This window comes from Bacillota bacterium (assembly GCA_023511455.1).
GTDB lineage: Bacteria > Armatimonadota > HRBIN16 > HRBIN16 > HRBIN16 > HRBIN16.
Genome location: JAIMBJ010000010.1, coordinates 61,979 through 75,539, shown reverse-complemented (window position 1 = coordinate 75,539; position 13,561 = coordinate 61,979). Strand labels below are relative to the sequence as shown.

The following is a 13,561-nucleotide window of genomic DNA, read 5'->3' as shown; positions in this document are numbered from 1 at the left end:
CAGCTTATCCTCCCATTCGCTGCAGGATTTGTCTCAGCTGTTTGGCGAAACGCGGGACAGCTTGCTCGGCAGGGTCGGTATACTCGTACTCGATGGAGATGTAGCCCTTATACCCCGCCTTCTGCAGGATACGCAGGGCGCGTTCGTAGTCCACCTCCGTTAGCCTGCCGTTATTGGTGCGATAGTGGGTTTTGGCATGGGTGGTGACCACGTAGGGAGCCACCTGCTCGAACTGCGCATAGATGTCGCCGGTGAAGTTGCCCAGGTCCAGGTTCAGCCCGAACCAGGTGCTCTGCACCGCGCGGTAGATTCGCAGCACCTGTTCCGCGGTGGAAGTGATGCCTCCGTGGTTCTCCAACGCGACCACCACACCCTGAATCGCCGCGTAGTCAATCACCTCGCGCAGGCAGTCCACCACCCAGTTATATGCCTCTTCCTCGGTGTGCCCTTCCGGCACAGCACCTGCGAACACGCGGATGCAGGGTGCGCCCAGCACCACCGCGTTGTCTATCCACTGTTTGGTCATCTCCACATGCTGGCGTCGTTTTACCGGATCTGCCTGCGCAAAGTTGTTGCCCACCGCCGTGCCCGAGATGTGCATGCCGTATTCAAAGCACGTGCGCTTGATTTCGTTCAGTGTGGCGCGGTCGGTAGCGGGGAAATAGTAAGCGGTGAGCTCTACCCCGTCCAGTCCTATCTCAGCGCAGGTGCGGATGAAGTCTTGCAAGGTCATCTTGCGACTGGTCAGCAGGTCTCGATACGAATAGGCACAACAGGCGAGTCGCATGGTATATCCTCCCTGATAACGGGCTTTTGTTTTCTGATTCGTAACGGAGCCTTTCGTTCCTGCAAAGGAAAAGACGGTTGCACCGTTGTATCACTGCGCTGGAGGGATATGCTCTGCCGCAACAGGAATCTGCACGGTGAGCCTCCTGATGAGAACAATCACTCCCACCCCGAGCACCTCTGCGAACCGGGTTGGTGAGTTGGCGAAAACCTCGGGGAATACCGGGCACGGCAGGTGGAAGTGAATGGGAAAGATTGTGAAGATAGTGACGGTACTGCTGGTGCTAACAGCCACTGCGCATGGACAAGTCGGCTGGCGAGTGGATGCAGGTCAACCCGCCCTTTGGCGACCCATGCCGGGCTGGCTGGGCAATCCATCGCAAAACGCCCTGGTGCAACCCACACGAGAAGGCTTGCGCTTTGTGGTGCCCGAGGAGGGCAAGGGAATGAAGTGGTTATGCCCTGCGCACTGGGTGAACACACAGCGATTTCGCTACCTGGCAGTACGCTACCGGGCACGCGGAATCTACCCGAATCCGGGCGATTACTTTCTCTATCTCAACGACAGCAGTGACCTCCCCGAAACGTCGCGCTATCTGCTTCGCCTCTCCGACCTGCGTGTCGATGGAGAATGGCACTGGGCAACGGTTGACCTGCTCCAGCAGCAGATCCGCCCCTACTTGAAACATATCGCCCTGCAGGTGCAGGCGGCAGAGCCAAACGCAGAGGTAGTGGTCGCCGACATCTCGTTTCGTGACACGCCGCCAGAGGGCACGCCCGCGAAGCAGGAATCAGCCCAGCCGTACCGCGAGCAGGTGTTGCCTCTGTCGGATTTGGGGCGTCTGCGAGCGCAACCTGACTGGCTGGGCAATCCCTCCGCGCAGGCTTCGGTGGTGGCGGGAGCTGACGGGGTGCACCTGCGTGTGCCAGAAGCGGGACGAGGCATGAAATGGAGTCTGAATTTGCAGACTCCCCTGCAGCTGCACGAGACGCCATACGTGATAGTGCAATACCGCGCCAGAGGCGTTGCCAGCAGCAGCGACTACTTCCTCTATATGGCACCCGAGCAACCCAGCCTTCCGCAAGAGCAGTATACACCGCTGCGGCTCAACGAGGTGGTCTCTCTGGGCAAATGGCGCACGCTGGTGGCGCGCGTACCGGAGGCGACCAGGGAAGGGTTATCCACACTGGCTATTCAGGTGCAGGCAAGCGAACCCAACGCAGAGGTGGTGATACGCTCCATCCGGTTTGCTTCACAGCCACGGGAACAGCTGCTCTCCCCCGAAGACGACCTGCCCGAGCCACGTTCCGCAGCTGCAGGAAAGTTCTTGCCGGTAGACGTGAGCGCACGCTATAACTTCAGCCTGAAACAGGTGGCTTCGGGATTGCCCCTGAGCAGCTATCGGTTTCGGAACCAGCTGGTGGTCGCCGCGGGCGTGCCCTTCCGGGTAGCTACTGGCGAGCGCAACGTGGTGTCGATAGCAGGTGAGACCGGCGTTATCTCTGTGCCATTGCCCTCTGCCCTGCAACGACAGGTGCCGGGCGAGATATACTTCCTGCTTGCCGCCGACTTTCCTCGATGGGAGGAACCCGCCTACGGTGGGGGCACACTCTATCGCGTGCAACATCCACATCGTTTTGTGGTGCAGCTGCTGTATGCGGATGGCACGACGGAAGAGGTGTTCCCCCTGCGAGTCGCAACCGGGCGGCATGAGGTGATAGCAGGCATTAATGTGTATGTGGTGCCGGCAAACAGAGTCCTGCGGGAGGTTCGGCTGCGCGACCGAATGCGCCTTGGAGAGTTTGGGCTATGCGCGGTTACCCTGAACACGGGCAAACGGCGTTTTGACCCCGCCCTGTGGACGTCTGCAGTGCCCGTGAGCGGGCGTCGCGGAACATGGAATCCGCCGTCTCGTGTAGAGGTCAAAAGCACAAACGGAGGGTTCATTCTACAAAACGCGAACGTCCGACTGCAGATAGATACCGTACAGGGCATCCGGCTGAGAGAGTTTTCCCTGCTGCCCATCCGACGCAACATCCTGACGCAACCGGTACCCCTGTTCGCGTTGCGCTCCTGGGATGGTACGATGTCGGTAACCAGCCTGGACTACCGGGCTGCAAACACCTCTGCGCAATCCGGGACCGTGCGGTTCGAGTGCGTTCCCGCAGGCAAAGATTTACCGGTTGTGATCCTGCAAATGCAGATGGACGACGAAAGCCGCCTGCGGCTCACAGCAACCATCCTGAACCGCAGGGATAGCTCTCATCGCTGGATTGTCTCTCTGCCGTACGGATGGACGTTCCGCATCGGCGATGGAGATGTATACGCCTATCCTCTGCGCACCCTGCTCATCAGCGACCGCGATGGCGACTGGCGGTTTCGCTACAGCGGTACCATGCCCCTGCAAATGCTGGACCTGAGCAACCACCAGCTGGGTGCCGGCGTCGGCGTGCTGATGACCGACCTGACGGGTACCGACCGCTACCTGCACCTGTTACGTCGGGGCACGGTAACCACTGTATCCACCGAGTGGCGTTGCGACCCGCTTCAGCCCGGCGAAGGTAAAGAGCTGCAGATAGAATTGTTTGCGCATCCGGGCGACTGGAGGGAGACTTTCGCACACTACCGGAAGTGGGTAGAGACATGGTATCGTCCCCTCGCACCCCGCAAGCAGTGGTTCCGAAAAGCTTTTGCTTTCCGGCAGGACTATATAGCCGAGGGGCTGTACGACCCCGGCAGCCAGACCTATCATTTCGAGGAGCGCATCGCACTGGCGCGGAAGGCTTTCGGTGCCTGTGACTATTTGCATATCTTCGACTGGGGAACGACTCCTCTGGGACGAGTGGGAGACTACGACCCGTGGGGGAATCCCCTTTCCTCGGCGGATGCTTTTCGGCAGGCAGTGCAGGCAACACAGGCACAGGGCGTACCGGTGGGACTGTACATCGAGGGCTATCTGGTGGACGAGCGGTCGAAAGTGGCTCAAGCGCATCTGCAGGAGTGGGGCTGGCGTGGGCGTGAAGGACAGGTGCTTCGCTGGGCGCCGCAGTCGTCAGAATTCTTCATGTGTCCCGGAGCAGAGGGCTGGCGACGATATCTGACACAGACCTACCGGCGCGTCAGTGCGCAGACAGGCGCCATGGGTTTTTACATCGACGAGTTCGGTTTCGGCGATCGTGACTGCTTCGCGCAGGGACACGAGCATCCCGTGGGCTGGCACCTTTTGCCCGCCGAGGGGAAAATGACCCGTAGCCTCCGCGAGGTGTTGGACCCCGAAACGGTACTTTACACGGAGAACTTCCCGCCGGATATCCATACCATCCTGCAGGACGGCAGTTTCGACTACGCCATTAACTATTACCAGACCGTCGCCCGAAACTGGACACCCATGCCGCTGCGTCTGTCGAGATTCGCCTTTCCCGACTTCAAGGTGTTCCAGATTGTGGTCTGCGACTACCCGACTGGCAGCAACGAGGAGGCGGTGCTGCAGGTGTTCTTCAACGGCGACGGCTACTGGCTGCAAGGTGACCCTGATACATGGTTCACTCCCGAAACGCTGGCGACCCTGCGCAGGTGTATCCGTATCCTGCGCGAGCACGCCGACGCCTTCGCCGGTGACCGCTGCGAACCGCTGGTGCCCACCCTGCAGGATGGTGTGTTTGCGAACCGCTTTACCTCTGCCGACGGGCGTAAGAACGTCTGGACGCTTTACAACGCCAGCTGGCGCAGTGTGAAGGGGAAAGTGATAGCGGTACCCCATGTGCCGGGTGCACGCTATCTGGATGCATGGAACGGCAAGCCGCTACAGCCAGCTATTTCAGGAGGCAAAGCCATACTGGAGCTGAGTTTGCCACCGCACGGAGTGGGCTGCGTGGTGCAGGTAAGGTAAAAACCCGGCGGGGCGCGCACGCTCCCGCCAGGCAACGTGGAGGGTTTCTGCAGGGTTATTTCGCTTGCAGCAACAGCACCGAGGGTTTTCAGAGGGACATATCCTGTTGTTCCACACCGCGAGCCGCCTGCCGGCGGTTCCTCCAGTAGGCGTAGCCCAGCCCTCCTGCTGCCACAGCAAGCAAAAGCACCACCATCGCCACGTCCAGACGCTTCAGCACTTCCCTGCCGAACCACTGCGCCAGATACGCCACTAGGAAGAAGCGCATGCCCCTGCCCACCACGCTCGCCAGCATCATCGCCACGATGTTGAAACGAAACACCCCACTGGCAATGGTGAACACCTTGTAGGGAATAGGGGTAAATGCTGCGATGAAAACCGCATACACCCCGTAGCGGTTATACAGCTGCTCTACCCGTTGCACCTTTTCTTCCCCAAACCAGCGGTGCACCAGCGGATAACCGCCGTATGCGCCGATAACCCATCCCAGCACTGCGCCCAGCACGCTACCCACCGTGCAGACCGTTGCCACCAGCGATGTGGAAGGCGCGTTAGGCGTTAACACCAGACCAATCATCAGCACGTCGGGTGGAACTGGAAAAAAGGACGACTCGATAAAAGCCACCACGAACAGACCGGTGAGCCCATAGGCTTCAACCATCCCCATTGCCCACTGGAACAAACTGTGCATGGCTAAAAACCTCCCTCTGTAATTATAGGCGGTAACGGGCGAGGTGTCTACAGGTGTAGAGGTAAACGCAGCCGCAGAGGTGCTGCCTGGCAACCTTTACAGCGAGAGGCAGGCTTACCGAGGGGATGGGGTCTGTCGGGGCATGACGGTGGAAGGCGCGACATGCGCCACCTGAATCAACATCACGCGCTGGCTATCGCGCCAGATGCACCTTTCTCTGCCCCAGTAGACCACATAGACATCTCTGCCATCCGCGGCGCGTGCCCAGTGGTTCTCTCCCACGCCGGTGCAAAGCGCCACGTATGCGCCCGGCTCCACCATCAGCTCCTCGCGAAAGATGTAGAGGCGGTCTGCCAGCGTGCGTGGGTCGGCGCAGAAGTAGCTCTCGTCGGTCACCGCCCAGCCGCGCAGGTTCTCATAACGCAGAGACTGATTGCGGATGACCACAAACTCTCTGCGCGGATGGTCCCCCGTTTCCACTCCAATCACCCGAAACATCAGCTACCTCCTGAAAGGAAAAAGGGGTTGCGAGGGTGCCGCCACCCTCGCAACCAATGTGGCAGCCCGGTTATTAAGAGCATCCCGAAGTTGCGCCACAGTTCAGGCACTTGTAACACGCGCCATTACGCACCATAATGGAGCCACATTCCGGGCAGGGAGGCGCATCCGCCTGAAGCTGGAAAACCAGCTGTTCGGCGGCGCGCAAGGTTCGTGCAGGCTCCGACACTTTTTCGGCAAGACCGGTGTGGTTTTCAATTGACGTTACCTCGCTCGCCGGCTGTTGCTCTGGCGGGAGGAACTTCAGCGCGAGCCACCGGAAGATGTAGTCCATGATGGACTTGGCGAAGCGAATTTGCGGGTTGTTGGTGACGCCCGACGGCTCGAAGCGCATGTGCGCGAACTTGTTCACCAGCGTCTCCAGCGGCACGCCATACTGCAGCGCGAGCGAGATGGCTGTGGCGAAGCTGTCCATCAGCCCCGATACCACCGAGCCTTCCTTGCTCATGGTGATGAAAATCTCGCCCGGCTTGCCATCGGGGTATAGCCCCACGGTAATGTATCCCTCGTGCCCACCCACACTGAACTTGTGGGTGATGCTCTGCCGCTCGTCGGGTAGTTTACGGCGCACCGGGCGCGCCTCCTGCGGCTGTTTCTCCAGCTGTTCGCTGGTTTTCTTGGTGCTCAACGGCTGCGTACGCTTGGAGCCGTCGCGGTAGATGGCGATGGCTTTCACGCCCAGCTTCCACGCCTCGATTAACGCCTCCATGATGTCTTCCACCGTGGCGTCGTTGGGCATGTTCACCGTCTTGGAAATCGCGCCCGACAGGAAGGGTTGCACCGCGCCCATCATCTTGATGTGCCCCATGTAGTGGATGCTGCGCTGACCGTTGGCGGGTTTGAAAGCGCAGTCGAACACCGGCAGGTGCTCGGGCTTGAGGTGCGGCGCGCCCTCGATGGTATCGGTGCGTTCGATGTACGCCATGATGTCCTCGATCTGCTCCTGCGAGTAGCCCAGTCGCTGCAACGCTTCGGGCACGGTGCGATTGACAATCTTCATCATGCCGCCGCCCACCAGCGTCTTGTACTTCACCAGAGCGATATCGGGTTCCACGCCGGTGGTATCGCAGTCCATCATGAAGGCGATGGTGCCGGTAGGCGCGAGCACGGTCACCTGTGCGTTTCGGTAACCGAACTGCTCGCCCAGCGAAAGGGCGTTATCCCAGCACTCGTAAGCGGCACGCAACAGTTGGGGCGGCACGGTCTCTTTCGCCTCCATCTTATCCAGATGGGCGCGGTGCATGCGGATGACCTCCAGCATCGGCTCGCGGTTTCGGGCGAAGCCGGGGAAGGGTCCGCCGCAATCGCGTGCAATGACAGCAGACTGGGTATATGCCTCCCCGGTCATGATGGCGGTGATGGCTGCAGCATAGGCGCGTCCGGCGTCGCTGTCGTAAGGCAGGCCCCGCGCCATTAGCAGGGCACCCAGGTTCGCATAGCCCAGCCCCAGCGGGCGGTAATCGTGGCTGTTCTGGGTGATTTTGGGCGTGGGGTAGGCGGCGTTATCCACGATAATCTCCTGCGCGGTAATCATGATGCGCACCGCGTGGCGGAACGCCTCGACGTCGAACTCGCCATCCGGCTTGCGGAACGCCATGAGGTTCAGGCTGGCGAGGTTGCAGGAGGTGTCGTCCAGAAAGACAAACTCGCTGCAGGGGTTGCTGGCGTAGATACGGTCGGTGTTCTTGCAGGTGTGCCAGCGGTTGATGGTGTCGTCATATTGCAAGCCGGGGTCGCCGCAAATCCAGGTCGCCTCGGCGATTTCGCGCAGCAGGTCGCGCGCGTTGTAGGTGTCTGCGACCTCGCCGGTGGTCACATATCGCGTCTGCCAGGGCAGTCCTTTGAGGGCGGCTTCCATAAAGGCGTCGCTCACGCGCACCGAATGGTTGGCGTTCTGGTAGGAGACGCTGTCGTAGGCGCCGCCCGGCACGTTGAAGTTGCCGTCATAGCCCGCTTCGATGAGCGCCCACGCCTTCTTCTCCTCCTCCGCCTTGCTACGGATGAAGGCGAGGATGTCCGGATGGTCGGCATTGAGGATGACCATCTTGGCGGCGCGGCGCGTTTTGCCACCGCTCTTGATGACCCCGGCGAAGGCGTCGAAACCCCGCATGAAAGAGACAGGTCCCGATGCTGTGCCACCACCCTGCAAATGCTCGCGCGAGGAGCGCAGGCGCGAGAAGTTGGTGCCCGTGCCCGAGCCGTACTTGAACAGCATCCCCTCCGTCTTCACCAGGTCCAGAATGCTCTCCATGCTGTCCTCGACGGAGTTGATGAAGCACGCGCTGGCTTGCGGGCGCTCTCCGGGCACGCCCACGTTGAACCACACGGGGCTGTTGAAGGAAGCTTTTTGCATCAGCAAAAGGTGGATGAGTTCTTTGTGAAAGGTATCGGCGTCCTCTTCGGAGGCGAAGTATCCGTCTTTGCGCCCCCATGCGGCGATGGTGTCGGCGACACGGGAGATGAGCTGTCGGACGCTGCGTTCCCGCTGGGGGCTTCCCAGCAGACCCCGGAAGTACTTGGAAGCCACCACGTTGGTCGCCAGCTGGCTCCAGAACTCCGGCACCTCCACGTCTTTCTGCTCGAAGACCACCTCTCCGCGCTCGCCGGTAATGGAAGCGGTGCGCAGCTCCCAGCGCACCTCGTCGAAAGGATGCACGCCGGGGCGAGTGAAAAACCGCTCAAAGCGCAAGCCGGGTGCAGGCTTCTCCTGAACGACACCTGCCGCATCTTCTGCCGGCGGGGAGGTCTCCTCGATAATCTCCAGTTCGAAGTGCTGCTTCGTCGGTTCCATGAATCAAACACTCCTCCTTATTCAAAGCTGAACATCGGTGCGGCGCTATTTTTGCCGCCGCTGGCGAGTGAGCATGTTCACCAGCTCGCGGAACTGCGTGGCGTCCTCAAACTGGCGGTATACGGAGGCGAAGCGCACGTACGCTACCTGGTCCAGCTGCTTGAGCCGTTCCATCACCAGCTCGCCAATCTCTGAGGACTTCACCTCGCGCTCTCCGCGATTGATGAGCACCTGCTCGATGTCGTTGGCGATCTCCTCGAGGGCATCGATAGAGATAGGGCGCTTCTCGCAGGCGACCTGCATCCCGCGCAATACCTTGTTGCGGTCAAACGGTTCCCGCCGTCCGTCGTTCTTCACCACCATCAGTTTGAGCTCCTCAATCTCCTCAAAGGTGGTGAAGCGCCGACCGCACGCCAGGCATTCACGCCGTCGCTTAATGGCCTCGCCATCGCGTATCGGGCGCGAGTCAAGCACCCTGTCCTCGGGGTGACCGCAATATGGGCACTTCACGTTGTCATTCCCCCCTTGCCGGCAATGGGGTTGTTGCCCAGATATTGGGCAACTCCATTTATATCACACAACATATAGGGGTGTCAAGGGGTTTTCAGGGGATTTTTCAAAAAATTATGCCGCTTTTTGATGCCTGCACTGTACGGGGAGTACGCCACCATGCTTGTATATGTGTCCCTCCTTCTTCTGGTAATGTTCTGCCCGCGTGAAGATGCGGTCAAGACTGAGGTTGAAGCTATCACACAGGGGTTGCCACCTGTCGCGTAATTGAGTCCACTCCTTCCGGTCTCGATCTAAAAACCAAGCTACCTCACCAATCAAGAGGTCTTCCACGCGCGGCAGGTATGTGACTGTCCTTAGGGTAGGACGGACGATGTACCGCTGTGCCCGTTGCAGACAGCTCCCCGTGAAGGGTAGTTATGGGCAATGTACACATGAATGGAGATGGTTCGCTTCTCGCCTCGATGTGAGAGCCAGATGTAATCCGCCTAGCACATGCAACGATCGCGGGTGCTTTCAAGGACCTCCTCCGAAAACCATTCGCACAACATATCGAGGGGAGAGGGTAAAATCTGGTTGGCTTTTGTATCCAAAATCTGACATAGTGGCTCGAGGTGCGAGACGTTCAGGTCAGCCACAAAGTCGATGTCCCCGCAATAAGACCTGGGTTCCCCGTAAAGATAGCGAGCCACTGAACCCACTAGGGCGTAGCGAACATCCAGCTGTTGCATCACGGTGTCGAAATGGGCAATCGCAGAATAGACATCCGCATCCAGTTCCATAACAGTAAACCCTCCTTCGCTCCAGTCGTCAGATTCAGGCAGTCTACTGCCTGTGTACTGTTTTCGACCCAGCAGGTGGCAAAAAAGTTTCAGTACAATGTAGTGAACTGAAACACCGAGCTACACCCCCTGTCTACCTTGACAGTCTCCTTCGGGTATGGTACACTAGCACCGTGACGAAAGAAAGTAAGTTACGACAGTTTTCAGCTTAGCAGGAAGGATGCAACCCGCCTTGGCTGTGCTCCTGGAGGGCGGATTGTATCCTTCTTTTTGCGAAAAGGCTGAGAGTTTGTCCCCAATTAGTCGGTGAGGCACAGAGACACGATGCAAGTTACGACTCAGACACTGGAAAACCAGACGGTAGCCCTGCAGGTAGAGGTCGAACCGGAGCGCGTCAACCAGGTTTTCGAGCGGGTATACCGGCAGCTGGGCAAATATGTCGAGGTGCCGGGCTTTCGCCCGGGCAAAGCTCCCCTTGGGCTGGTGCGCCAGGCGTTGCGCGAGGACTACGTGCGCGAACGCGTGCTGGAACAGCTGCTGCGAGAGACGATGAACACCGCGATGGAACAGGCGCAAGTCGAGCCATACGGCGCGCCGCCTGAGCTGGACGTGCAGCAGCTGGAAGAGGGCAAACCGATGCTCTATTCCCTGAAGGTACCTCTGGAACCCAAGGTGGAGCTCGGTGAGTATCGAGGCTTGAAGGTCACCCGCTACCAGCCGGTTGTTACCGATGAGGACGTGACCAACGAGATAGAATCGCGCCGACGCCAGTTCACCCGATACGAGCGAGTAGACCGTGAGGCGCAGACGGGGGATGTGGTCTTCGTGACGATGGTGCCGCAGATCGAGGGAGAGGCTCATCCGCTTTCCACCCGACGCAATCTGATACACCTTACCGAACAGATGCAGGCTCACCCCCTGGGCAAGATGCTGATGGGTATGAAAGCGGGCGAGGTGAAAGAGGAGACGGTACAGTTCCCTGACAACGATCCGGATGCGGAGCTGCGCGGTAAGACGGTCAAGCTGCAGGTAACGGTGCACGGCGTCTCCGAGATGAAGCTGCCCGATGATGAAGAGCTGCTGAAGCAGCTGCGTGTCGAATCGATGGAAGACCTGCATGAGCAGGTACGACAGGCTTTGACGGATGAGCTCACCCGCTACGCACAAAACGCATCCAGCACCAGTATGCGACAGGCGGTGCTGCAGGCGGCTAAAGTGGACATCTCGCCGATTATCATCACATCGCAAGCTCGCGAGTCGCTCGCTGCGCTCAGCGAGCGGCTGCGTCGGGCGGGATACTCGCTGGAAGACTACGCTCAGAGCTACAACATGAGCGAATCGCAGTTCGTCGAATACTGGTACCAGCGAACCGCCTCCAACATCCTGTACGGGTTGATACTGAAGGAGATTGCCAGGCGCGAGGGTATCGAACTGACCGAGGAAGAGCGCACCGAGGTCATCCAGCAAATTGCGGAAGAGTATCAGATGGACCTCCAGGAGGCGGAAACTTCCGAAGAAGCACAGGACGCACTGGCGGACCGTTTGACAGAGAAAACCCTGAAGTTCCTGTGGGATGTTGCCGATGTTACAGAAGAGGAGTTTCGCATCCAGTCTCGGCGCGAGCAGACCGATAATGAGGAGTAGGAGATGAACAGGTTGCGTGGCATTCACAACTCACTGATACCCATGGTGGTGGAGCAGACAGCGCGGGGTGAACGCGCCTATGATATCTACTCTCGACTGCTCAAAGACCGCATCATCTTCATTGGAGAACCGATTGACGACCACGTCTCCAATCTGGTCATCGCGGAGATGCTTTTCCTGGAGAAGGAAGATCCGAACCGCGATATCGAACTGTATATCAACTCGCCTGGGGGCAGTGTGTCCGCGGGGCTGGCTATCTACGACACCATGCAGGTGCTCAAGTGCGAAATCGCCACCATCTGTGTGGGGCAGGCGGCATCGATGGCAGCGGTTCTGCTCGCGGCGGGTAGCAAAGGCAAGCGATACTGCCTGGAGCACGCGCGGGTGATGATTCATCAGGTGAGCGCAGGCTTTCAGGGTACGGCTATCGACATCAATATTCAGGCGCAGGAGGTGCTGCGCTATAACCGGATGCTGAACGAAATCCTCGCCTACCACACAGGGCAGCCCATCGAACGGGTGGAGCAAGACACTCAGCGCGATTACTTTATGTCCGCGCAGGAAGCGAAGGAATACGGCATCATCGACGAGATACTGTCGCGTGGCGCACGCTAAAACTATCTTTTAGAGGAGCGAACCCGTGGCACGAACAGGATTTGAACCTTTGGAAGGGCGTTGTGTACTCTGCGGCAAGATTCGCCCGCGCCTGATACAGGGTATGCACGGTGGGGTGTGCATCGACTGCATCCAGTATGCGAACGAACTCATCCAGTCGCAGGTGGCACGCCACGAGCGCACTGCATCGTATGGACTACCCAGCGTCCCCAAACCGAAAGAGATTTACCGCATCCTCAGCCAGTATGTGGTGGGGCAGGAGCGCGCCAAGCGTGCGCTGTCGGTAGCGGTATACAACCACTACAAGCGCATCCAGCACGCCTCGCGCGACAACGATGTGGAACTGCAAAAGAGCAACATCCTGCTGATAGGTCCCACGGGCAGCGGCAAAACCCTGCTGGCGCAGACGTTAGCCAAGATTCTGAACGTGCCCTTTGCGATTGCGGATGCCACCTCCTTGACCGAGGCAGGTTACGTGGGCGAAGACGTGGAGAACATCCTGCTCCGATTGCTGCAGGCGGCGGATACCGGCACCTCCCTGCAGGAAACCGTGCGCAACGCTCAGCGTGGCATCGTGTACATCGATGAAATAGACAAAATCGCCCGGAAGGCAGATAACCCCTCCATCACGCGCGACGTATCGGGCGAGGGTGTCCAGCAGGCTCTGCTGAAGATTCTGGAGGGAACCATCGCCAACGTGCCTCCGCAGGGTGGGCGCAAGCACCCGCAACAGGAGTTCATTCAGGTGGATACCACCAATATCCTGTTTATCTGCGGTGGAGCGTTCGAGGGTCTGGATAAGATTATCGCGCAACGACTGGGCAACCAGACGATGGGCTTCCGTGCCGCGCTGGAGGGCAAGAAGAAGCTCAGCTACGGTGAATTGCTGGCGCACGTCATCCCCGAAGACCTGCTCAAGTTCGGCTTCATTCCCGAGTTCATCGGGCGACTGCCGGTGGTGACCACGCTGGAACCGCTGGACGAAGAAACGCTGATGCGCATTCTGGTGGAACCGAAGAACGCGCTGGTCAAACAGTACCAGAAGTTCTTCGAGATGGACGGCGTGGACCTGGTTTTCACCGAAGGAGCACTGCGCGCCATTGCGCAGGAAGCCATGTTACGGGGAACGGGCGCGCGCGCCCTGCGAGCCATTATCGAGGAGATTATGCTGAACATTATGTACGAGGTACCCTCCTCGCAGGACATCAAACGGGTTGTGGTGGACGAAAAAACGGTGAGAGAGCGCACAGAGCCTCAGATACTGCGTGCGGAAGACATCAAGCAGGCATCATAA

10 protein-coding genes are annotated in these 13,561 nt (G+C 59.1%); 4 read left to right on the top strand and 6 right to left on the bottom strand.

From position 1 onward, the window contains the following. Positions 1 to 4 precede the first annotated feature (4 nt). Positions 5 to 787 (bottom strand): sugar phosphate isomerase/epimerase, encoded by a 783-nt coding sequence (locus tag K6U75_07980; protein MCL6474974.1) that lies wholly within the window; start codon positions 785 to 787, stop codon positions 5 to 7. 244 nt (positions 788 to 1,031) lie between these two features. On the opposite strand from K6U75_07980, the gene K6U75_07975 reads away from it, so the two are divergent. Then, positions 1,032 to 4,676, top strand: a complete 3,645-nt coding sequence (locus tag K6U75_07975; protein ID MCL6474973.1) for a DUF6259 domain-containing protein — start codon at positions 1,032 to 1,034, stop codon at positions 4,674 to 4,676. Positions 4,677 to 4,764: 88 nt separating this feature from the next. On the opposite strand, the gene K6U75_07970 is transcribed toward K6U75_07975, so the two are convergent. From K6U75_07970 to K6U75_07950, 5 genes are all read right to left on the bottom strand, one after another. Continuing rightward, positions 4,765 to 5,367, bottom strand: a complete 603-nt coding sequence (locus tag K6U75_07970; GenBank protein MCL6474972.1) for a DedA family protein — start codon at positions 5,365 to 5,367, stop codon at positions 4,765 to 4,767. A 114-nt stretch (positions 5,368 to 5,481) separates the two neighbouring features. Beyond that, positions 5,482 to 5,865 (bottom strand): hypothetical protein, encoded by a 384-nt coding sequence (locus tag K6U75_07965; protein MCL6474971.1) that lies wholly within the window; start codon positions 5,863 to 5,865, stop codon positions 5,482 to 5,484. Positions 5,866 to 5,938: 73 nt separating this feature from the next. Next, on the bottom strand, positions 5,939 to 8,716 hold the full coding sequence (locus K6U75_07960) for a vitamin B12-dependent ribonucleotide reductase (GenBank protein ID MCL6474970.1): 2,778 nt from the start codon (positions 8,714 to 8,716) through the stop codon (positions 5,939 to 5,941). Positions 8,717 to 8,761: 45 nt separating this feature from the next. Continuing rightward, complete coding sequence (gene nrdR / locus K6U75_07955) at positions 8,762 to 9,226, bottom strand: transcriptional regulator NrdR (GenBank protein MCL6474969.1); 465 nt, start codon at positions 9,224 to 9,226, stop codon at positions 8,762 to 8,764. A 488-nt stretch (positions 9,227 to 9,714) separates the two neighbouring features. Then, positions 9,715 to 10,008 (bottom strand): hypothetical protein, encoded by a 294-nt coding sequence (locus K6U75_07950; protein MCL6474968.1) that lies wholly within the window; start codon positions 10,006 to 10,008, stop codon positions 9,715 to 9,717. A gap of 324 nt (positions 10,009 to 10,332) precedes the next feature. Here K6U75_07950 and tig point away from each other — a divergent pair, with 324 nt between their 5' ends. The 3 genes from tig to clpX are packed head-to-tail and all read left to right on the top strand — an operon-like array spanning position 10,333 to position 13,561. Continuing rightward, positions 10,333 to 11,652, top strand: coding sequence for a trigger factor (tig, locus tag K6U75_07945; protein MCL6474967.1), 1,320 nt, complete (start codon positions 10,333 to 10,335; stop codon positions 11,650 to 11,652). 3 nt (positions 11,653 to 11,655) lie between these two features. Continuing rightward, positions 11,656 to 12,267, top strand: coding sequence for an ATP-dependent Clp protease proteolytic subunit (locus K6U75_07940; protein ID MCL6474966.1), 612 nt, complete (start codon positions 11,656 to 11,658; stop codon positions 12,265 to 12,267). Positions 12,268 to 12,292: 25 nt separating this feature from the next. Next, positions 12,293 to 13,561 (top strand): ATP-dependent Clp protease ATP-binding subunit ClpX, encoded by a 1,269-nt coding sequence (clpX, locus tag K6U75_07935; GenBank protein ID MCL6474965.1) that lies wholly within the window; start codon positions 12,293 to 12,295, stop codon positions 13,559 to 13,561.